General features: G+C 67.6%; 22 protein-coding genes and 1 tRNA gene. 8 read left to right on the top strand and 15 right to left on the bottom strand.

Features of this window, described 5'->3' with window-relative positions; translation table 11 throughout:
* Positions 1-2: 2 nt before the first annotated feature.
* Complete coding sequence (locus CQ039_RS14235; protein WP_105563792.1) at positions 3-410, bottom strand: acyl-CoA thioesterase; 408 nt, start codon at positions 408-410, stop codon at positions 3-5.
* A gap of 65 nt (positions 411-475) precedes the next feature.
* A complete protein-coding gene (locus CQ039_RS14240) occupies positions 476-1,534 on the bottom strand; it encodes a patatin-like phospholipase family protein (RefSeq protein WP_233190240.1) in 1,059 nt (352 codons plus the stop codon).
* Between the two features lie 187 nt (positions 1,535-1,721).
* Here CQ039_RS14240 and CQ039_RS14245 point away from each other — a divergent pair, with 187 nt between their 5' ends.
* Positions 1,722-2,879, top strand: coding sequence for a DUF1624 domain-containing protein (locus CQ039_RS14245; RefSeq protein ID WP_105563727.1), 1,158 nt, complete (start codon positions 1,722-1,724; stop codon positions 2,877-2,879).
* A gap of 46 nt (positions 2,880-2,925) precedes the next feature.
* On the opposite strand, the gene CQ039_RS14250 is transcribed toward CQ039_RS14245, so the two are convergent.
* Positions 2,926-3,002, bottom strand: a tRNA-Arg gene (locus CQ039_RS14250).
* A 146-nt stretch (positions 3,003-3,148) separates the two neighbouring features.
* Here CQ039_RS14250 and CQ039_RS14255 point away from each other — a divergent pair.
* Both CQ039_RS14255 and CQ039_RS14260 read left to right on the top strand, forming a co-directional pair.
* The gene (locus CQ039_RS14255; RefSeq protein WP_105563726.1) at positions 3,149-4,432 is read left to right on the top strand and encodes a hypothetical protein; all 1,284 of its coding nucleotides are present in this window, start codon (positions 3,149-3,151) and stop codon (positions 4,430-4,432) included.
* 70 nt (positions 4,433-4,502) lie between these two features.
* On the top strand, positions 4,503-4,808 hold the full coding sequence (locus tag CQ039_RS14260; RefSeq protein WP_105563725.1) for a hypothetical protein: 306 nt from the start codon (positions 4,503-4,505) through the stop codon (positions 4,806-4,808).
* A gap of 40 nt (positions 4,809-4,848) precedes the next feature.
* On the opposite strand, the gene CQ039_RS14265 is transcribed toward CQ039_RS14260, so the two are convergent.
* Both CQ039_RS14265 and CQ039_RS14270 read right to left on the bottom strand, forming a co-directional pair.
* Positions 4,849-6,102, bottom strand: a complete 1,254-nt coding sequence (locus CQ039_RS14265) for an MFS transporter (protein ID WP_105563791.1) — start codon at positions 6,100-6,102, stop codon at positions 4,849-4,851.
* A 47-nt stretch (positions 6,103-6,149) separates the two neighbouring features.
* Positions 6,150-6,626, bottom strand: coding sequence for a cupin domain-containing protein (locus tag CQ039_RS14270; RefSeq protein ID WP_105563724.1), 477 nt, complete (start codon positions 6,624-6,626; stop codon positions 6,150-6,152).
* A 49-nt stretch (positions 6,627-6,675) separates the two neighbouring features.
* On the opposite strand from CQ039_RS14270, the gene dapE reads away from it, so the two are divergent.
* From dapE to CQ039_RS14285, 3 genes are all read left to right on the top strand, one after another.
* Positions 6,676-7,869 (top strand): succinyl-diaminopimelate desuccinylase, encoded by a 1,194-nt coding sequence (gene dapE, locus CQ039_RS14275; protein ID WP_105563723.1) that lies wholly within the window; start codon positions 6,676-6,678, stop codon positions 7,867-7,869.
* A gap of 78 nt (positions 7,870-7,947) precedes the next feature.
* Entirely contained in the window at positions 7,948-8,415 is a 468-nt protein-coding gene (locus CQ039_RS14280) for a carboxymuconolactone decarboxylase family protein (RefSeq protein WP_105563722.1), read from the top strand.
* On the top strand, positions 8,402-9,307 hold the full coding sequence (locus CQ039_RS14285; RefSeq protein WP_233190239.1) for a sigma-70 family RNA polymerase sigma factor: 906 nt from the start codon (positions 8,402-8,404) through the stop codon (positions 9,305-9,307). Before CQ039_RS14280 ends, CQ039_RS14285 begins: the two co-directional genes overlap by 14 nt.
* On the opposite strand, the gene CQ039_RS14290 is transcribed toward CQ039_RS14285, so the two are convergent.
* The 4 genes from CQ039_RS14290 to CQ039_RS14300 all read right to left on the bottom strand — a co-directional run bounded on the left by CQ039_RS14290 (position 9,304) and on the right by CQ039_RS14300 (position 11,415).
* Entirely contained in the window at positions 9,304-9,513 is a 210-nt protein-coding gene (locus CQ039_RS14290) for a hypothetical protein (protein WP_105563720.1), read from the bottom strand. The genes CQ039_RS14285 and CQ039_RS14290 overlap by 4 nt on opposite strands.
* On the bottom strand, positions 9,513-9,854 hold the full coding sequence (locus CQ039_RS14295; protein WP_105563719.1) for a RidA family protein: 342 nt from the start codon (positions 9,852-9,854) through the stop codon (positions 9,513-9,515). The genes CQ039_RS14290 and CQ039_RS14295 overlap by 1 nt, the downstream gene beginning before the upstream one ends.
* Before the next feature lie 30 nt (positions 9,855-9,884).
* On the bottom strand, positions 9,885-10,028 hold the full coding sequence (locus CQ039_RS16655; protein ID WP_158256001.1) for a hypothetical protein: 144 nt from the start codon (positions 10,026-10,028) through the stop codon (positions 9,885-9,887).
* Between the two features lie 67 nt (positions 10,029-10,095).
* A complete protein-coding gene (locus CQ039_RS14300; RefSeq protein ID WP_105563718.1) occupies positions 10,096-11,415 on the bottom strand; it encodes an amidohydrolase in 1,320 nt (439 codons plus the stop codon).
* Between the two features lie 81 nt (positions 11,416-11,496).
* Here CQ039_RS14300 and CQ039_RS14305 point away from each other — a divergent pair, with 81 nt between their 5' ends.
* Complete coding sequence (locus CQ039_RS14305; protein WP_105563790.1) at positions 11,497-11,871, top strand: hypothetical protein; 375 nt, start codon at positions 11,497-11,499, stop codon at positions 11,869-11,871.
* Positions 11,872-11,899: 28 nt separating this feature from the next.
* A complete protein-coding gene (locus CQ039_RS14310) occupies positions 11,900-12,331 on the top strand; it encodes an SRPBCC domain-containing protein (RefSeq protein WP_105563717.1) in 432 nt (143 codons plus the stop codon).
* Here CQ039_RS14310 and CQ039_RS14315 read toward each other — a convergent pair whose 3' ends face one another.
* The 6 genes from CQ039_RS14315 to CQ039_RS14340 are packed head-to-tail and all read right to left on the bottom strand — an operon-like array spanning position 12,332 to position 19,723.
* A complete protein-coding gene (locus CQ039_RS14315) occupies positions 12,332-13,321 on the bottom strand; it encodes a type II secretion system F family protein (RefSeq protein WP_199183662.1) in 990 nt (329 codons plus the stop codon).
* A 22-nt stretch (positions 13,322-13,343) separates the two neighbouring features.
* On the bottom strand, positions 13,344-14,318 hold the full coding sequence (locus CQ039_RS14320; protein WP_105563715.1) for a type II secretion system F family protein: 975 nt from the start codon (positions 14,316-14,318) through the stop codon (positions 13,344-13,346).
* Positions 14,319-14,324: 6 nt separating this feature from the next.
* Positions 14,325-15,896 carry a CpaF family protein gene (locus CQ039_RS14325; RefSeq protein WP_105563714.1) on the bottom strand — a complete coding sequence of 524 codons (1,572 nt, stop codon included), beginning with the start codon at positions 15,894-15,896 and terminating at the stop codon, positions 14,325-14,327.
* A 4-nt stretch (positions 15,897-15,900) separates the two neighbouring features.
* Complete coding sequence (locus CQ039_RS14330; RefSeq protein ID WP_105563713.1) at positions 15,901-17,490, bottom strand: pilus assembly protein CpaE; 1,590 nt, start codon at positions 17,488-17,490, stop codon at positions 15,901-15,903.
* Positions 17,491-17,495: 5 nt separating this feature from the next.
* Positions 17,496-18,182, bottom strand: a complete 687-nt coding sequence (locus CQ039_RS14335; protein ID WP_105563712.1) for a CpaD family pilus assembly protein — start codon at positions 18,180-18,182, stop codon at positions 17,496-17,498.
* 5 nt (positions 18,183-18,187) lie between these two features.
* A complete protein-coding gene (locus CQ039_RS14340; RefSeq protein WP_369831564.1) occupies positions 18,188-19,723 on the bottom strand; it encodes a type II and III secretion system protein family protein in 1,536 nt (511 codons plus the stop codon).
* Positions 19,724-19,726: the final 3 nt, after the last annotated feature.

The raw sequence follows: 19,726 nt of genomic DNA on the forward strand, positions 1-19,726 counted from the left end.
GCTCAGATCGCCGGCAAGGCGCGCGGCTTGCGGTCGGAATCGATAGCCACATAGGTGAAGACGCCCTCGGTCACGCGCACCGACTGGGCCTCGGGCTGGCCGCGCGAACGCTTCCAGGCCTCGACATGAACCCGGATCGAGGTGCGGCCGGTGTGGACGACGCGAGCGTAGATCGAGACCTCGTCGCCAACCGAAACCGGCTGGTGGAAAACCATGCCGTCCAGGGCCACGGTGGCGCAGCGACCATTGGCGCGCTCAAAGGCCGGGGTCGCGCCCGCAAGGTCCATCTGGGCCAGCAGCCAGCCGCCGAAGATGTCGCCCTCGGGGTTGGTGTCGGCGGGCATGGCGATGACGCGGCCGACAGGCTGGCCTTCGGGAAGCTGAGCAGGAATCTTTTCGGCGTCGGTCATCGGGGCCTTGGAAGTCTTGGGGAGGAGAACCTTTTCCATGCGCCTGGCGAAGCGCCGCATCAAGGCTATCCGCGCGGCCGCAGCCGATCCATCAGGCCCTGAAGCCCCTGCCGCTCGGCCACCGGCGAGCGCCACAGCTCGCCCGCCCGCGCCCGTTCGCGCGCGGCGTCGAACAGGCGCTGCATCGTGGCGGTGTCAAAGCTCAGCATCCCGCCCTGATCCGGGGCGTCGGGGATGGAGGCGACGCTGATCGGCAGGCCCTGCGCCGCGCAGAAGGTCGTCGCCGTCCCCAGGGCCTGGCGATAGGAAAACCGCAACATGGCGTCGAAGCTGCGGGTGAGCACCGCCGCCACATTCGGCGCCGTGGTGCGCGGTTCCGGCTCCAGCACCGTATTGACCAGGACATGGACCCGGCCGCGATGCAGTCGTCGTCCCAGCCGGTTCCAGCGCAGCAGGCCCTCGGGCATCAGGAACAGAGGCGCAGCGACCCCGCCGTCCACGTGCATCTCCTCGAACTTGTCGCCATCAACCTCGCAGGGGATGCGACGCGGCGGGAACAGGCCCGGCAGGCTGGCGGAGGCGGCCAGAACCTCGCGAAACAGGCCCACGGCCGGCTCGCCGCCGTGCGAGGCGATAGCTCCCATGTCCCAGATGCAGGACCGCTGGCTGTCCAGATCGGTCGTCGCCACCAGAAGCCGCCGCCCCCGCGCGTGCTCGGCCCCCACGGCGTCGATCAGGGCCTCATCGACAAAGGGATGGATCAGGCCGTCCAGGGCCTCACCCTGGAACAGGCCGCCGGTAAAGGTCGAGGCCAGGCGGCGCAGGCTCAACAGGTCAGCGGCGTGTCCGCCGACATAAGCGTCGGCCAGACGCTCGTCCCAGGTCGCTCCCAGAAAGGCGAAGGGCGCGATCAGAGCGCCGGTGCTGACCCCGGTCACCAGGGCGAACTCCGGCCGCGCCCCGGCCTCGGTCAGACCGACCAGAGCACCGGCGCCGTAAGCCCCGCCCGCCGCCCCGCCGGAAATGGCCAGCATGTCGAACCGTCCCGACGACCAGCCCGAACGCGGCAGCGACAACCGATCCGCCGCGGCCTCCAACGAAGCCTCGGCCTGTTCAACGCTCAAGCGGATGTCAGAGAAGCCTTCGATGCGCCCCCGCCCGGGCGGCGGCGCGGGCAGACGGCCTTTTGGCAGGCGCCGGACGGGAAGGACTGGCTGGCTCACACGGCCTTCATCGGGCGCCGCGCCAGGGACGTCAAATGAGGTCGTCGATAATTTGTAATGTTATTTCATATCATTTACGCACAGCCGAATGACACCACCAGCCGCCCCCTCGACCGCCGCGCCCTCCATCCGCATTCAGTCCATCGACGCCCTGCGCGGCCTGGTCATGCTGCTGATGCTGGTCGATCATGCGCGTGAGTTCTTCTTCATCCACGCCCAGGTCTCGGACCCGATGGATGTCACGGCGACCGCTCCGGTCCTCTTCTTCACCCGGATGACAGCGCATCTTTGCGCGCCCATTTTCGTGGCCCTGACCGGGCTCAGCGCCTGGCTCTACGCGTCGAAAAAGGGCGGCGCCCCGGCGGCCTCGGCCTTTCTGTTCAAGCGAGGCCTGTTCCTGATCGGGCTGGAGCTGACTCTGGTCACATTCGCCTGGACCTTCTCCCTGACGCCCACCACCGTCTTTCTGCAAGTCATCTGGGTCATCGGCCTGTCGATGATCGCCTTGGCGGCCCTGGTCCATCTGCCACGCGGCGCGCTGATCACGCTCGGCCTGGTCATCATGCTGGGACACAATTTTCTCGATCCGATCACGGTAGCCGAAGGTGCCCCCGGCCACGCCGTCTGGGCCGTGCTGCATGATCGCGGCTACATTGACCTGCCATGGGGCGGGCAGGCGCGGACCTCCTATCCCCTGCTGCCATGGATCGGCGTCATCGCCCTGGGGTATGGCATCGGCCCCTGGTTTGTCGCCGACGGCGCCACGCGACGCCGCCGCCTGGTCGTTCTCGGCGTCGCCATGCTGGGACTGTTCGCCGTCCTGAGGACCATCAACCTCTATGGCGATCACCCATGGAGCGTGCAGCCCGATCTGCTGCGCACGGCCATGAGCGTGCTCAACCTGACCAAGTATCCGCCCTCAGCGGACTTCCTTCTGGTGACGCTAGGCGTCGGCGCCCTGCTGCTGGCAGGACTGGAGAGAGCCCCGCGTCGACTGGTCGGCCTTCTCGCCGTCTTCGGCGGCGCGCCTTTGTTCTTTTACCTGATCCACCTCTACGGCCTGCACCTGCTCAATCTGGGCGCGCTTGCGGTGTTCGGCCCCAACCAGGGCGAAGTCTTCAGCCTGCCAAGCGTCGGCTGGATCTGGCTGCTGGCGCTGATCGTCGCTGTCCCCAGTGCGTTCGCCTGCCGCTGGTTCGGCGAGGTCAAGCGCCGCAGTTCGCAATGGTGGATGAAGTATCTCTGAGCCCGCGCATCAACGGGCCGCGAGATGACCGGACCGGCAAGGAAGATGGCGCACCCGACAGGATTCGAACCTGTGACCTCTGCCTTCGGAGGGCAGCACTCTATCCAGCTGAGCTACGGGTGCGTCTGCGGCTCTAGAGCCGGACGGCGGTGCTTACAGCATGGGCCGGGCGGCCTCAATCCCTGAATCTCGACGGGACGCCTTCTTGGGCGCGGCTTGGCTCAAGAGCTGCAAAGGCCTAGCCTCGCGGTCGGAGAGAGGGAGTTTCCATGCGCGTTTCCAACATCGCGGCCCTGACGGCCGGCGCCCTTCTGGCCGCCTGCGCCGCCACGCCGAAACCGGCGGCGGACAGCCTGGACGCTGTGGCGCGCGACTATGTCGCCCTGACGCTGGAAATCGGCGAGCGCGAGCCGGGCTATGTCGACGCCTATTACGGCCCAGCCGAATGGGCCGAGACGGCCAAGGCCCATCCGCGCGCCCTGCCCCAGTTGGCCGAGGGCGCGACCGCCCTGACCCGGCGACTGGACGCCCTGCCGACCGCCGGTCTGGACGCCGAAAGTCGGCAACGCCGCGCCTATCTGTCGGCCCATGTTTCGGCGGCCTCGGCGCGTCTGCGGATGCTGGGCGGCGAGAAGATGAGCTTCGCCGACGAGGCCGAGGCCCTGTTCGGGGTGCGTCCGGAACTGCGTCCGCTGTCGTCCTATGATCCTGTGCTGGCGCGCATCGACGCCCTGATCCCCGGCGAGGGGCCGCTGGCCGACCGGGTCGCGGCGTTCCGCGCCCGCTACGTCATTCCCAAGGATAAGCTGGAGCCGGTGATGCGGGCCGCGATTGCCGAGTGCAAGGCGCGCACCGAGCGGCACATGACCCTGCCCGCCAACGAGACCTTCACGCTGGAGTTCGTCAACAACAAGCCGTGGTCGGGCTACAACTGGTACAAGGGCAATGCCTTCAGCCTGATCCAGGTCAACACCGACCTGCCCATCTATATCGATCGCGCCGTCGATCTGGGCTGCCATGAGGGCTATCCCGGCCACCACGTCTATAACGCCTTGCTGGAACAGACCTTTGTGGAACAAAAGGGCTGGGTCGAGATGAGCGTCTATCCCCTGTTCAGCCCCATGTCCTTTATCGCCGAGGGCAGCGCCAACTACGGCATCGACCTGGCCTTCCCCGGCCATGAGCGCACCGATTTTGAAAAACGCGTCCTCTATCCGCTGGCCGGGCTCGACCCGGCGACGGCCGAAGCCCAGACGCAGCTTCTGGCCCTGACGCGCGAACTGGGGCGGGCGGAATACACCGTGGCCGACGCCTATCTGACGGGGCGCATCGACCGCGAAACGGCGCTGGACCAGTTGCAGAAATATAGTCTGGTGGCGCGCGACCGGGCGAACCAGCGGCTGAGCTTCATCGAGACTTACCGCAGCTATGTGATCAACTACGGTCTGGGCCGCGACATGGTGCAGGCCTGGGTCGAGGGTCAGGGGCCGGATCACTGGGCCACCACCGAGCGGCTGCTGGCCAGCCAGACCCTGCCGGTGGATCTGGACTAGGACCGCGAGGCAACCCCCATCGCGCAATTGCGTTTACCGCCAAGGTTCAACGCAAGAAGGGGGACATCCCATGCGCATCCGCATCCTGACGATCGCCGCCGCCTCGGTCCTGGCGCTCGGCGCCGCCGCCTGCACCCAGGCCGAACAACAGAAGGCCGAGGCCAATGCCGAAGTCGCCGGCGACAAGGCCGCCGACGTCGCCGCCCAGACCGGCGAAGTGGTCGAGTCCGGCGCCATGAAGGCGGCCCAGGCCGTCGAGGACGGCGCCGGCAAGGTCGCCGACAAGCTGGAAGACAATCAGGCCCAGGCCGCCGCCGAAGGCCGGCCCGGCGCTGTCGATCCGACCACGGACACTCGGGTCCCCGCCAAGAACTGATGGGGCAGAGGCCCTTCTCCCGCCAGAGAAGGGCCGACCGTCAGGTCAGCTTGTTCGCCTTCCTCAGGCCGGGGAAAACCTTGGCCCAGATGCCGGTGGCGGCCAGGGCGCCGACGCCGCCGAACACCGCCGCGCCGACAGGGCCGAGCAGACGCACCATGACCCCCGAATAGGCCTCGCCCAGCTCGTTCGAGGCGCCGATGAACAGCATGGACACCGACGACACCCGCCCGCGCATATGATCGGGCGTGGCCAGCTGGATCAGGGTCTGGCGAATATTGACGCTGATCATGTCCGCCCCGCCGCCGATGAAGAGGGCCAGGGCGCTGAGCCAGACCCAGTGCGACAGGCCGAACGTCAGGGTGGACAGGCCGAACACCGCCACGGCCGCGAACATCCAGCGCCCGCCATGTTTCACGATGGGGAAGCGGCTCAGATAGAGGGCCACCAGCAGGGCCCCCACCCCGAACGAGGCGCGCAGCAGGCCGAACCCCTGCGGACCCACATGCAGGATGTCGCGCGCGAAAATCGGCGTCAGCAGGGCCACGCCCGCGAGCAGCACCACCACCAGATCCAGCGAGATGGCGCCCAGCACGATCTTGGTCTTCCAGACATAGGACAGACCCTCCTTGACCAGCTCCAGCGGGCCCACGCCCGTCTCGACGAACTGCGGCTTGCCCTTGGTGCGGATCAGCAGGAAGCAGGCGATGGCCACAAAGAACAGCGCCATGGCCGAGGCGTAGGCCCAGGGCACGGCAAAGCCGACGATGACCCCGCCTAGCGCCGGCCCGGCGATGGCTCCGGTCTGGAAGGCGATGGACTGGGCCGCGATGGCGGGCGGCAGGGCCTTGCGCCCCACCACCATGGGCAGGAAGGCCTGACTGGCCGGGGCGAGGAAGGCCCGCGCCGCGCCGAAGACGGCGGCCACCGCCAGCAACCCCCACAAGGGCGGCGAGCCGTGCAGGGCCATGGCGAGGAAGGCCAGGGCGCACAGGCTCTCCACCACGATGGACAGGGTCACGGTGTGCTTGCGGTCACGCCGGTCGGCCATGGCCCCTGCGGGCAGTGTAAAGGCCAGCAGCGGCAGGAACTGACACAGGCCCACCAGACCCAGATAGAGGCTGGCCTCGGCGATCGGATGGTCGCGCCGGGCGATCTCATAGACCTGCCACAACAGGGCCGAAGACTGGATCTGGATGCCCAGAACCGCCGCCACGCGTCCGACCCACAACAGGCGGAAATCGCGAATGGCCCAGGGACTGGACGGGCCGTCGTCATGAGACTCGGGCGGCAAGGGCGGCTGGGGCGGGACCGTCGGGGCGGTGTCGATGCTGTCTGTGGTCACGTTCTTCTGGGCGTCTTCGGATAGGGGGTTCCGTCGCGATGGAAGTAGCGGTCGGCGCCCTTGGGGAGGATCATGTCGATATCGGGATAGTCGCAGGCGTCCTCGGTCGGACGGCGCGAACCGACCTCCAGCAGGACAGCGTCATGCTCTGAACGGTTCTCGATCTTGTGGCCGTTCGGCACGCCCGCCTTGAAACCGGCGCAGTCGCCCGCGACCAGCCGCGTCTCGCCATCGTCCTCAATCAGGACCACCTCGCCCTCGACCACCCAGACGAACTCGTCCTCGGCGCTGTGCCAGTGACGCTGGCTGGACCAGGCCCCGGCGGGCAGGCGCAGCAGGTTGACCCCGAACTGGTCCAGACCGACCGCGTCGCCCAACCGCCAGCGCCGTCGCGGCTTGCACGGAGCAGCGAACTCCTGGGGGTATCCGGTCCCGTGGCCGGTCGGTGCATTGTCGATGTCGATCTTCGGCACGGTTTCGGGCCTTCTCGCGGGTGCGGGATATGCCTAAAGCATAGAGCCCATGAGCGCCGCATCACATTCCGTCATCGATCCTGTCGAACTGACCCGCGACCTGATCCGCATTCCCTCCGTCACCCCCGCCGACGAAGGGGCGATGGACGTGCTGGAACGCACCCTGACCGGGCTCGGCTTCACCTGCCGCCGCATGGTGTTCGAGGGGCCCAGCGGGGTCGGCCACGACGCCCGGATCGAGAACCTCTACGCCCGCCGCGGGACGGCCTCGCCCAACCTCTGCTTTGCGGGCCACACCGACGTGGTGCCGACCGGCGACCTGACCGCCTGGACCGCCGCCCCGTTCGAGGGCGAGACCCGCGACGGCATCCTCTATGGCCGCGGCGCCGTGGACATGAAGGGCGGCATCGCCGCCTGGGTCGCCGCCGTCTCGCGCATTCTGGCTGAGGGCGACGTGCCCGGCTCCCTCTCCTTCCTCATCACCGGCGACGAGGAAGGCCCGGCCCTGCACGGCACCAAGCGGGTGGTCGAGGCTCTGGCCGCCGAGGGCGAGGTCATCGACGCCTGCGTGGTCGGCGAGCCATCCTCGGCCCACCACCTCGGCGACATGATCAAGGTCGGACGGCGCGGCTCGCTGAACACCTGGATCACCGTCCACGGCAAACAGGGCCATGTCGCCTATCCCGACCGCGCCGCCAATCCTGCGCCGGTCGTGGCCAAGCTTCTGGCGCGTCTCGACGCCCACATTCTGGATGAGGGCTACCCGGAGTTCCCGCCGTCCAACCTCGAGATCACCACCATCGACGTGGGCAATCCGGCGACCAACATCATCCCGGCCGAGGCGAAGGCGCGGCTCAACATCCGCTTCAACCCGACCCATACCGGCGACGGCCTGATCGACTGGCTGAACCGCGAGGCGGGTCTGGTCCAGGCCGAGACCGGGCTGCGGATCGAGTTGGAGCATATGTGCTCGGGTGAAGCCTTCCTGACCGAGCCCGGCGTCTTCGTCACGGCGGTGCAGGACGCGGTCGAGGCGACCTTGGGCCGCCGCCCCGAGGCCTCGACCACCGGCGGCACCTCCGACGCCCGCTTTATCCGCTCGCTCTGCCCGGTGCTGGAGCTGGGCCTGGTCGGCCAGACCATGCACCAGATCGACGAGCGCGTGCCCGAGGCCGAACTGCGCGCCCTGACCGACGCCTATCAGGCCGTCATCGCCACAGTGTTCGAGCGGCTGGAAACTTAATTCGACGGGTCATGTCACAGGCGGGCGGCCTGTCTCGTCATGGAGGCGACGCGCAATCAGGCGCCGAGGAGAGATGACATGACCCCGCGTATCGCCAACAGCCCCTTCAAGGCCGCCCCCGACGCCTATCAGGCCATGATCAAGCTGGAGCAGACCATCGGCGCCAGCGGTCTGGAGCACAGCCTGCTGGAGCTGCTGAAGACCCGCGTCTCGCAGATCAACGGCTGCGCCTACTGCCTGCACATGCACACCAATGACGCCCGCAAGGCCGGCGAGAGCGAGGTGCGGCTGCATCTGCTGGCCGCCTGGCGCGAGTCCTCGCTCTACACCCCGCGCGAGCGCGCCGCCCTGACCTGGGCCGAGAGCCTGACCCGGATCGAACAGACCCAGGCCCCGGACGCCGACTATGAAGCCCTGAAGGCCGAGTTCAGCGAGAGCGAACAGGTCAACCTGACCTTCGCCATCGGGGCGATCAATGTGTGGAACCGGCTGGCGGTCGGCTTCCGGCTGGCCCACCCGGCGGAACCGGCGCGTGTCGCGGCCTGACCCCGCCACCGACGTCTTCGAGGCGCACCGGCCCCGGCTGGCGCGCCTCGCCTACCGTATGCTGGGCTCCCTGGCCGAGGCCGAGGACGTGGTGCAGGAGGCCTGGCTCCGGTGGAGCCGGGTCGATCCCGCCGAGATCCGCGAGCCCGCCGCCTGGCTGACGCGGACCACGACGCGGCTGGCGCTGGACCTGCTGAAATCGGCCCGCGTCCGACGCGAGACCTATGTCGGATCATGGCTGCCCGAGCCCCTGATCACTGGCCCCGAGGCGGACGCGGAGTCTTTCGCCGACGACCTGACCCTGTCGCTGATGACGGCCATGGAGCGGCTGTCGCCGCTGGAACGCGCCGCCTTCCTGCTGCACGACGTGTTCGAGGTCGGCTTCGACGAGGTGGCGGCGACGCTGGAGCGTGATCCCGCCTCGGTGCGCCAGCTGGCCAGCCGCGCCCGCCGCCATGTGCAGGAAGCGCGTCCCCGCTACGCCGTCGCGCCCGAGGAGGGCGAACGGATCGCCCGCGCCTTCTTCGACGCCTCGCGATCCGGCGACCTGGCGGCCCTGGGCGCGTTGCTGGCGGAAGGGGCGACCCTGAGAGCCGACGGCGGCGGCAAGGTGATCGCCTTCCACAACCCGATCCACGGCGCCCGCAAACTGCTGCGCCTCTTCGCCGGGCTGAACCGCAAATACGGCGCCGAGGCCTATGAGATGATCCGGCCCATGTGGATCGACGGCCTGCCCGGCTATGTCAGCCTGGAGCGCGGTCGGGTGTTGCAGACGACGGCCCTGGCCATCGAGGACGGGCGCATCCTCGACATCTTCATCACCCGCAACCCGGACAAGCTGGCGCGCATCGCCGCCCTTCTGGACCTGCCCGGCCGCGAGGCGGCGAACTAGGCCTCGCCCGCCGCTTCCAGACGGGCGATGCGGCGGTCCATGTCGGCGACCTGATCCTTGAGCCGCTGGGCTTCCGACTTCATATCGACGGGCGTGCCGTCTTCATAGGTGATCTGCGCGCCCTTCTCGATCAGGTCGAGGCGGTAGAGGGCGGTGACGCGGGTCGCCTTGAACCGCTCCAGTTCGCTGTCCTTGTCTAGCGCCATCAGAGCGCCGCCACGACGATGATCTCGACCAGGTATTCGGGCGAGGCCAGCTTGCCTTCGCTGGTGGCGCGGGCGGGCGGATTGGCCTGATCGACCCAGGCGTCCCAGACGGCGTTCATGGCCTCGAAATCGGCGATGTCGGCCAGCCAGATGGTGGCCATCAGGATCTTGGACTTGTCGGTGCCGGCCTGGGCCAGCAGGGCGTCGATCTCGGCCAGGGTGGTCCTGGTCTGGGTCGTGACGTCGTCGCCCGGCTCGCCGACCTGACCGGCCAGATAGACGGTATTGCCGTGGATGACGGCCTCGCTCATGCGGGCGCCGGGCTGGATGCGGGTGATCATGGGGAGGCCTCCTGAAATCGGACCTCCGGCTTACCCCAGCAGCAGGTCCATCGCCAGCAGGGCGGCAAGGAAGACCGCCGCAAAGGAGATGCAGAAGAAGACCGCGTCACGCAGACGACTGCGCGCAGGACGCAGCGGCGCGGCGGACGGCAGATTGATCGGCAGGCGCGACATCGGCGGACCTCTCGTCAGGAATGGCGAGGATGCGCCCGCATGCTTACCCCTTGATAAACAGAAACAATCAGTTTTCAGGCCGTTCCAGGAAGCGCAGGGCGCTGAAGACGTGAGCCTTCACGCCCAGCGGCAGAACCTTCTCGTTCACGTCGAACTGCGGCGAGTGATTGGGGGCCGCGGTCGCCGGATCGACGCCGTCCGGACTGCCGCCCAGGTGATAGAAGACGCCGGGAACCGCGCGCTGGAAATAGCTGAAGTCCTCGGCCACCGTCGTCGGGGGCGTGGCCGGGTTGACCTTGCCCGACCCCGCCGCCTCTTCCAGCACCGGCGCCAGCCAGGCGGACAGGGCCTCGTCGTTGAAAACCAGGGCCGCGTTTTGCTTCACGGCGAAGTCAGCGGTGGCGCCATAGGCCTCAGCCACGTTGTCGATGGCGGCTTCGGCCCGCGCCACCAAGGCATCGCGCTGGGCCACGTCGAAGGTGCGCAGGGTGCCGCTGAGGCGCGCCTCGTCGGGGATGATGTTGTAGCGCACGCCCGCATCCATCGTGGCGATGGTGAAGACGGTCGGCGTCGTCGTCGGGTCGATGGTGCGCGCTGTCAGGGTGTTGACCGTCTGGACGACATTGGCGGCGGCGGCGATCACGTCGATCCCCTTCCACGGCCAGGCCCCGTGCGTCTGCTTGCCATGCAGGACGATGTCGACCCGGTCCGAGGCCGCCATGAAACCCTGCGGTCGATAGAAGATGGTTCCGGGAACGCCGGGCACGACGTGCAGACCGAAGATGGCCTCGGGCGCCGGGTCCTTTAATGCCCCCTCCTCGATCATCAGGGCGGCCCCGCCCAGACGTTCGCCCGGAGGCGCGCCCTCCTCGGCCGGCTGGAAGATGAAGACGACGGTTCCGCTGATCTGATCCTTCATGCCCGCCAGCACCTCGGCGGCGCCCATCAGCATGGCGACGTGGGCGTCGTGGCCGCAGGCGTGGGCCACAGGCACGGTCTCGCCCATATAGGTTCCCGTCGCGGTCGAGGCGAAGGCCAGCCCCGTCGCCTCCTTGACCGGCAGGGCGTCCATGTCGGCGCGCAGAGCGACCGTGCGACCCGGCCTCGCCCCGCGCAGCACCCCGACCACGCCGGTCTTGCCCACCTCGGTGCGAACCTCCAGACCCAGCCCGCGCAGATGGTCGGCGACCACGCCCGCCGTGCGTGTCTCGGCGAAACCCAGTTCGGGGTGCTGGTGCAGGTCGCGGCGCCAGGCGACGACCTCGGGCATGACCCGCTCCACCGCCGTCTCGACGCGAGCGGCGGGGACCTGGGCGGCGGCGGCGCTCGCCCCCGACAGGACCGCAGCGACGACGGCTGCGACGGTCAGGCGACAACGAATGGTCATGACGGACTCCCCTTTGTGAAGATCATGTTGCGCGAGCGAACGCCGCTTGTGCAAGCCGTCGCGAACGCCGATCTTCGGGCCATGAGCAAGACGCCCAAACCCTTCAAGGTGTCGAAGACCCGCTGGAACGAGGTGGTTCTGGTGTGCCGCAAATGCTCCAAGAAGCTGGACGGCGGCTTCGGCCCCGATGGCGACAAGACCCTGAAGAAGGCGCTGCGCCGCTATCTGCATGCGGGCAAGGGCCGCAAGGCCGACCTGGCCGTGGTCGGCGCCGACTGTTTCGACGTCTGCCCGAAAAATGCGGTCGTGGCGGTCAATGCCCGACGCCCTGAGGAACTGCTGGTCGTGCCCGCCGGCGCCGACCTGTTCGAGGTCAAGGCGCGCCTGGGCCTGGACGACGGCCGGCGTCTCAAACCGTCCCTGCCGAACGCAGCTCCGATCGAGACGACTTCCTAAAGTCGAAAAGCCGTGTCAGAGGCAGATCATGGACACGACCCGTATCGAGAAGCGTATCGGCGTGCATGCGCCGTCGGACCGCATCTGGGAGATCCTTTCGGATCTCGAGAACTGGCACACCTGGAACCCCTATGAGACCGGGGTGACGGGCGCCCTGGCCTTCGGCGCGGGCATCAGCCTGACCGAGGCCCTGCCCGGCATGGCCGAGCGTCAGGTCCAGGCCCGCCTGGGCGACTGGCAGCCCTATTCCCAACTGGTCTGGGCCGAAAAGCGCGGCTTCATGTTCAACGCCATCCGCTACTACGAGATCGAAGAGCTGGAGCGCGGCAACTGCATCGTCTCCAACGGCGTCATCTTCTCGGGCCTGCGCGGCGAACTGTTCCACGACAAGCACCGCAAGAGCATCCGCAGCGCCTATGAAGACATCGCCGAGGCCCTGAGGCGCGCCGCCGAGGGCTGATCAGCCCATGCCCGCGCCGCCCTTCATCATATCCATGATGTTGATGATGGCCGGGCCCAGGATGACCACGAACAGCACCGGCAGGAAGAAGATGATCATCGGCACGGTCAGCTTGGCCGGCAGCGCGGCCGCCTTCTTCTCAGCCGCAGACAGACGCAGGTCGCGGTTTTCCTTGGCCATGATACGCAGGGCCGAACCCAGCGGCGTGCCGTAGGTCTCGGCCTGGGTCATGGCCGTGGCCACGGACTTGATGCCGGGGTGATTGGTGCGTTTGGCCATGCCCTCATAGGCCATGCGGCGTTCGGGCAGATAGCTGAGCTCAGCGGACAGCAGGCTGAGTTCCTCGGCCAGTTCGATCGACTGGCTGCCGACCTCCTGGCTGACCTTCTGGATCGCCGCCTCGATCGACATGCCGGATTCAACGCAGATCAGCAGCAGGTCCAGCGAGTCGGGAAAGGCCGCCACGATCGACTGGCGACGTGAAGCAATGCGGTTCGAAAGATAGACGTTGGGCGCGTAGAAGCCGGCCGCCGCCGCGAACACCAGGGCGCACAGCTTCAGCGTCAGGTTCATGCCCAGGTCGTTGACCAGGAACAGATAGAGCGCCGTCAGCACCATGAAGAGGAAGGGCGTGGCGAAGCGGAAGAAGTAGAAGGTGGTCAGGGGCTTGGGCCCGCGGAACCCGGCCTGGGCCATGTTCTCGACGACCTTGGGGTCTTCCAGCAGCTTGATCAGGTTCAGGCGGTCGACAACGCGCTTCTTGAAGCCTTCGTCCGAGTGACGCAGCGTGGTCGTTGTCGATCCGACGCCGCCCTTCATCGCCTGGCGCGAACGACGCTTCAACTCGTCGCGCCGCTCGGCGACGGCCTTCATCCGCTTGTCCAGCCGCTCGCCGCCCATGAAGGAGTTGAGCAGGGTCAGGACGCTGGCGAAGACGGCCACGCCTACGCCGATGCTCAGCAGGTTCTGCGGGTCGGTGATGAAATGCATGAAGCCGTTCACGACGCTCTCCTCAGAACTTGAACGAAATCATGCGCTTCATCGCGAAGATGCCGCAGGCCATCCAGACCGCGCACCCCAGAAGCATGACCTGACCGCGGATGTCGGTGAACAGCAGCAGCATGTAGGCTGGCGCGGCGATCATCACGAGGACCATCACCACCGGCGGCAGCGAGCCGATGATGCCCGCCGAGGCGATGGCTTCGGACGACATGGCCTTGATCTTCTCGCTCATCATCCGCCGGGCGCGCAGGACAGCGGTCAGGTTGCCGAGGGCCTCGGCCAGATTGCCGCCGCTCTTCTGCTGAATGGCGATGACGATGGCGAAGAATTTGAGCTCGGGGACGGGCATCCGCTCGAACATCTTGTCCAGAGCCTGGGACAGGGTCAGGCCGACCCCCAGGCCTTCGACCAGCCGCTGGAACTCGGGACCCAAGGGCTCGGGGCTTTCGCGTGCGATGATCTTGAAGCAGTCGTGGACCGGCAGCCCCGTCTTGATGCCGCGCACCAGGATGTCGACGGCGTCAGGAAAGGCCAGCGAGAACTTCTTCATCCGCTTCTTGCCCTTCATGCTCACAATCCAGCGCGGCAGGCCCAGCCCCATGGCCACGCCGACGCCCAGGGCCAGGATCGGATTGAGGCCGACGACGAAGGCGACGAGCGTGCTGATCAGCCCCAGAATCACGCTGATGATGATGAAGGTCCGCAGACTCATCGACAGATTGGCCTGCTTGAGCTTGGCGCTCATGGTCATGCGGGCCTTGCGGTCGCGGCGGTCGACTTCCTGCAGTTGCTGCAGGATCTGCTTGCGTCGCGTCTCAGGCGTATTGGCTGCGGCGGCGCGCTTGCTGGCCGTATCGACCCGCGCGGCGCCGATGGTCTTGGCGCGCTTCACCGCCTGGCTCGAACCGTCGTCGCCGCTGACCAGAACCCAGCCCACGCCGCCGATCATGATGAAGGCCAGGAAGGCCGCGAGAATGGGAAGCATCAGGCCCTACTCCGCCGCGTCCAGGGCTTCGGCCAGTTCACGCTCGAGGCCGTAGTAGCGGGCGCGGTCCCAGAAGCGGGGACGGGCGATGCCGGTCGAGCGATGACGGCCGGTGATCTTGCCGTGGGCGTCCTCGCCCGTGATCTCATAGACGAAGAGGTCCTGGGTCACGATCACGTCGCCTTCCAGACCCACGACCTCGGTGATGTGGGTGATGCGGCGCGAGCCGTCGCGCAGGCGGGCGGCCTGGATGATGACGTCGACCGAGCCGACGATCATCTCGCGGATGGTCTTGGACGGCAGGCCGTAGCCGCCCATGGTGATCATCGATTCCATCCGGCTGATGGCCTCGCGCGGGGAGTTGGCGTGCAGCGTCCCCATCGAGCCGTCGTGGCCGGTGTTCATGGCCTGCAACAGGTCAAAGGCCTCAGGCCCCCGGACCTCGCCGACAATGATGCGTTCAGGGCGCATCCGCAGACAGTTCTTGACCAGATCGCGCATGGTGATCTGGCCCTGGCCTTCGAGGTTCGGCGGACGGGTTTCCAGACGCACCACGTGGGGCTGCTGCAACTGCAGTTCGGCGGCGTCTTCGCAGGTGATGACGCGTTCGGTCGGGTCGATGAAGGCCGTCAGGGTGTTCAGCAGGGTCGTCTTGCCCGAGCCCGTCCCGCCCGAGATGACCAGATTGCATCGCGCCGCGCCGATGACGCCCAGGACGCGCGCGCCCTCGGGACTGATGGAGGCGTACTCCACCAGATTCTTCATCGTCAGCTTGTCTTTCTTGAACTTACGAATGGTCAGCGTCGGACCATCGATCGCCAGGGGCGGGGCGATGACGTTAACACGCGACCCGTCGGGCAGGCGGGCGTCGCAGATGGGGCTGGATTCATCGACGCGGCGGCCGACCTGCGACACGATCCGCTGACAGATGTTCATCAACTGGGTGTTGTCGCGGAAGCGGACGTTGGTCAGTTGGACCTTGCCCGCGACTTCGATGAAGACGCGTCCGGCGCCATTGACCATGATGTCGGCGATGTCGTCCCGCCCCAGCAGCGGCTCCAGCGGACCGTAGCCAAGGACGTCGTTGACGATGTCCTGAACCAGGTGCTCCTGCTCGGCCACCGACATGGAGACGTTCTTGATCGCCACCAGCTCGGCGACGATGTCGCGGATTTCCTCGGACGCCGCCTTCTGATCCAACTGGGCCAGCTGGGACAGGTCGATGGTGTTCATCAGCGCGTTGAAGATGGTCGTCTTCGTCGCGTGATAATAGTCGGACTGCTCGCGAACGATCTCAGCGACCGCCTGAGCCTTCTTCAGTTGTTCGAGACCCGCCGTGGCGCGCGGTCCCTTGACCGGCCCGCCGGGTGTCGGTGCGGCGGCCTTGGGCTGCGGGCGAGCGGCCAGAGCGTCCAGCCGATCCACGCCCTCGGCGATCGGGGCGGCCGTCCCTTCCAATTCCTCAAGAGAGAAGGCGTCGACGGGTTCAAGCACACGCGCCTCGACCGCCGGGGCCGGCGCCGGAGCGGGTCGCGGAGCAACCGCGACGCCAGGCTGAGCTGTGCGCTTGCCGAACATGAACTCAGCGCTTCTTGCTGAACAGGGACGCCAGGATCGAGCCGCCCTTCTTGGCCGACGCGCCCGTCGGCGCCGCCGGCTTGCCCTTCATGGGCGCGGTCGGCAGTTCGCGACGCGACACGATCTGGGCCAGGGTCTCGAAGGCTTCCGCCGCCTTGGTCTTGGCGCCCGCGTCCACGATCATCTGACCATTGTTGGCGGCCGAGCCAAACACCTTGGCGTCAAAAGGAATGATCAGGCTGGGGTGGACGCCCAGGGCGGCGCCGAAATCCTTGGCCGGGATCTCAGGACGGCCCGGCACCCCGACCTGGTTCAGGACCAGACGCGGCGGGGCGTCATTGGGACGGCCCTGCTTGATCAGATCGATCATGTTCTTGGCGTTGCGAAGGCTGGCCAGATCCGGCGTCGCCACGATCACCACCTCGTCGGCGGAGATCAAGGTCTTGCGCATCCAGCCCGACCACAGGTGCGGCAGGTCCAGGACCACGAAGGGCGCGGTTGACCGGATGCGGCTGGTGACTTCCTCGAAGGCGTCCGGCTGGATGTCCCAGTCGCCGTCCAGGGTGGCGGGCGCGGCGAACAGGCTCAGCTTGTCGGTGCAGCGGACCATCATCCGGTCCAGCAGGGTGGCGTCCAGTCGGTCCGGCTGGCTCAGAGCGTCGGCGACGCCGCCCAGCGGGTCCTGATTGAAGTCCAGACCGGCGGTGCCGAACGGCAGGTCATAGTCGACGATGACGGTGTTGACGCCGATCCGCTCGCTCATGGCGTAGGCGGTGTTGTGGGCCACGGCCGAGGCCCCGGCCCCGCCGCGCGCCCCGACAAAGGCGATGGAGCGACCAACGAAGGGCTGGGCCGGGTCGGCGAACAGGCCGCCAATGGCTGAGATCAACTGCAGGGGCTGAACCGGCGCGACCAGATACTCGCTGACGCCGCGTCGCATCAACTCGCGGAACAGCAGGATGTCGTTGGCGGCCCCGATGATGACCACCTTGGTTCCCGCGTCACAGACCTCGGCCAGTTGGTCGATCTCGGCCAGCAGGGTCTGAGCGTCCTTCATGCTCTCGACGACGATCAGGGGCGGCGTCGGCTCCGACTGGTAGGCCTCGATGGCGGCGGCGACCCCGCCGATTCGGATCTGAGTCGTGGCCCGCGCCATGCGCCGATCCTGACCGGCCCGCTCGGCGGACGCCAAGGTGTCCTGACGTTCAGCGAAGACATGCACGGCGATGCGCGGAATCGACACCTCGACCGCCCCGCTCGACGCCACAGGCAGACCGGCAGGCTCATAGGACGCCAGGCCGGCCGACACCACGGCGGTTTCCTCGGTGGGATAGGCCGGAAGGATCTCATCCGGAACCATGGGCGAAACAGCCGGCGACATGACGGCGGCAGCCACCGCCGTTTCGGTCTCCGCCACCAGCTTGCCCACCGGGTTGTAGGCCTCGCCGATCGCGGTCTCCGGCGCGGCCGCCGCCCCCGGCATGGGGGCGAAGGGCGAGGGCGGGCGCGAGGGCGTGGCGGGATCGATGAACTCGTCGTCCATGTCAAACGCGTCCAGAGCGTCGAAATCCTGTGTGGCGAAAGGCTTGCTCATGTCAATCAATCCACCGCGTCAGAGATACGCGTCCCCGCGACGAGGGCTTCGCGGGCGGAGGACGTCGTCTCGCCCTTGCCGTAGCGGTCGAACACCACGGCGCGGCGTTGGGCGTCCGGCGGCGTCATGGCGCGCGGCGTGACGATGTCGCGCGGGTTGGCGATCTGGGCCGCCAGATTGGCGTTGACGGCGCAGCCGAAATTCGAGGCCGACTGATTGTCGCCTGTCCGGGTCAGGCTGCCCCACTGGGTTCCGCACTGCGGCACGACGGCGCGAACGGTTTCAAACCCGGCCAGGATCGGCGCACGCGGATCGGGGCCGTTGTAGCCGACCACGCGGATCAGATGGTCCGGCGCGCCGGCGGCCACCAGGCCTGCCTTGACGTTCCACGCCGCCTGGTTGGAAACCGGATCGCCGCCGGCCGGCGCCTCGACCACCAGGGTCGGCGCGCCCTCGATGGCGAAGCGCTGCACCAGGTCAGCCAGGGCCGCCTGCTGGTTAGCGGACAATCCCGTTTCGTGCACGGCCAGGGCGATGCGATCCATGCCCGGCTCGACCTGCAGACTGTAGCGCGACAGGGGCGTCAGCGGCGGCTCGCCGCCCAGGCTGGCCGGGCCGCCCGCGCAGCCGGTCAGCAGCAGGCCGCCAAGCGCCAGGGTCGAGGACAGGGTGAGGAAGGATTTGGCGATCATCGCGCTCACTCGATCACATAGCCGACCGGCCCCTGCCATCCTGCCTGAGCAGAGGGGGCGGGCGAGCCGTAGGCCTGGTTCAGTTGGCCGAAGAAGATGGTCTGGGCGTCCTGGGCGATGCGCAGGCCGTCAGCAGGCGTCTGCATCCGCCCCGGCGAGGTCGGGCTGACGATATAGGGCTCGACGATGACGACCAGTTCGGTCTCGCCCATCAGATAGTCCCGCGAACGGAACAACTGGCCCAGCACCGGCAGGTTGGTCATGCCCGGCAGGGAATCCACCGACTGACGTGTGGTTTCCTGCAACAGACCAGCGATCATCATCGAGCCGCCCGAAGGGATTTCGATGGTGTTTTCGCTGCGGCGAACCGTTAGGCCCGGCAAGGTAATGGAGGACGCCGTGCCCGCGCCGATGGTCAGGCCGCCGCTGGGCGTCAGCTCGGACACTTCGACCTTGACCTGCAGGCTGATGCGGCCTCCGCTGAGTACGACGGGACGGAACGACAAGCCCACGCCATAGGGCTTGTATTCGACCGAGATCTGACCTTCGCGGTCCCGCCCGGTTGGAATGGGAAACTCGCCGCCCGCCAGGAAGCTGGCGGCCTCGCCATTGACCGACGTCAGGTTTGGTTCGGCTAGGGTTCGAACAAGGCCAACGCGCTCGAAAGCCTTGATCGTCGCCTCACCCTTGTTCAGGCCATCCGATCCAGGACCGGTGCCCGGCTGAGCCGTGTCCCAATTCGAGGGGTCCCCCGGGGCGCCGCCATGAACCGTGTGGGGGCACATGGCGCCTTCGGGGAAGGCGCCGCCGCAGGGCGCCATCATCTGATAGTTCTTAGTCGTGTCGCGCGCCACACCGCCAATGATCCCACCCAACAGCGACCCGTTGACGCCCCAGGTGGCGGCATTGCCCAGCAACCACTGAGTGTCGCCGATCCGACCGATCACCGCCTGTGTGTCAAAGCCCAGTTGCTTGATCGCCGAGCGCTGCACCTCGACCACGCGGACCTTCAGAGTCACCTGGTCCGAACCGGCGACGCTGATCATGTTGACCAGCTTTTCCGGCGCCGAGACGAAGGCGCGGGCCACCTGGGCGGCGCGCTGGGCCTCAGCCGGGCTGGCGGCCGTGCCGGTCAGGATGATGCTGTCATTGACGGCCTCGGCGCGGATGTTCGCACCTGGGGCGACGCGGCTCAGCGTGTCTTGAAGCGCGCTTGTTCCGGCGTCCACGCGCACGCGCAGCGCCAGGATGGTGCGGCCCGTCGCATCCAGGAAGACCGCGTCGGTTTCACCGGCGGCGATCCCGATCACGGTGATACGTCGCGGGGAGTGCAGCATGGCCTCGGCCACCTGCGGATTGGACACGATCACGTCGCGCGCGTCGGCCGGCAGATCGACCGCGAACGAGGTGCCGCGCGGCAGGTTGACCATCTGCGGCCCCGCGCCGGTGGAGACGGCGGCGCGAGTCTGGGCCTGGGAGGCGGACACAGCCCCGCCAAGAGCGATCAGAGCGGCGCAGGCCGCCACGACCAAACGATTCATGCC

The organism is Brevundimonas sp. MYb52 (assembly GCF_002979535.1).
GTDB lineage: Bacteria > Pseudomonadota > Alphaproteobacteria > Caulobacterales > Caulobacteraceae > Brevundimonas.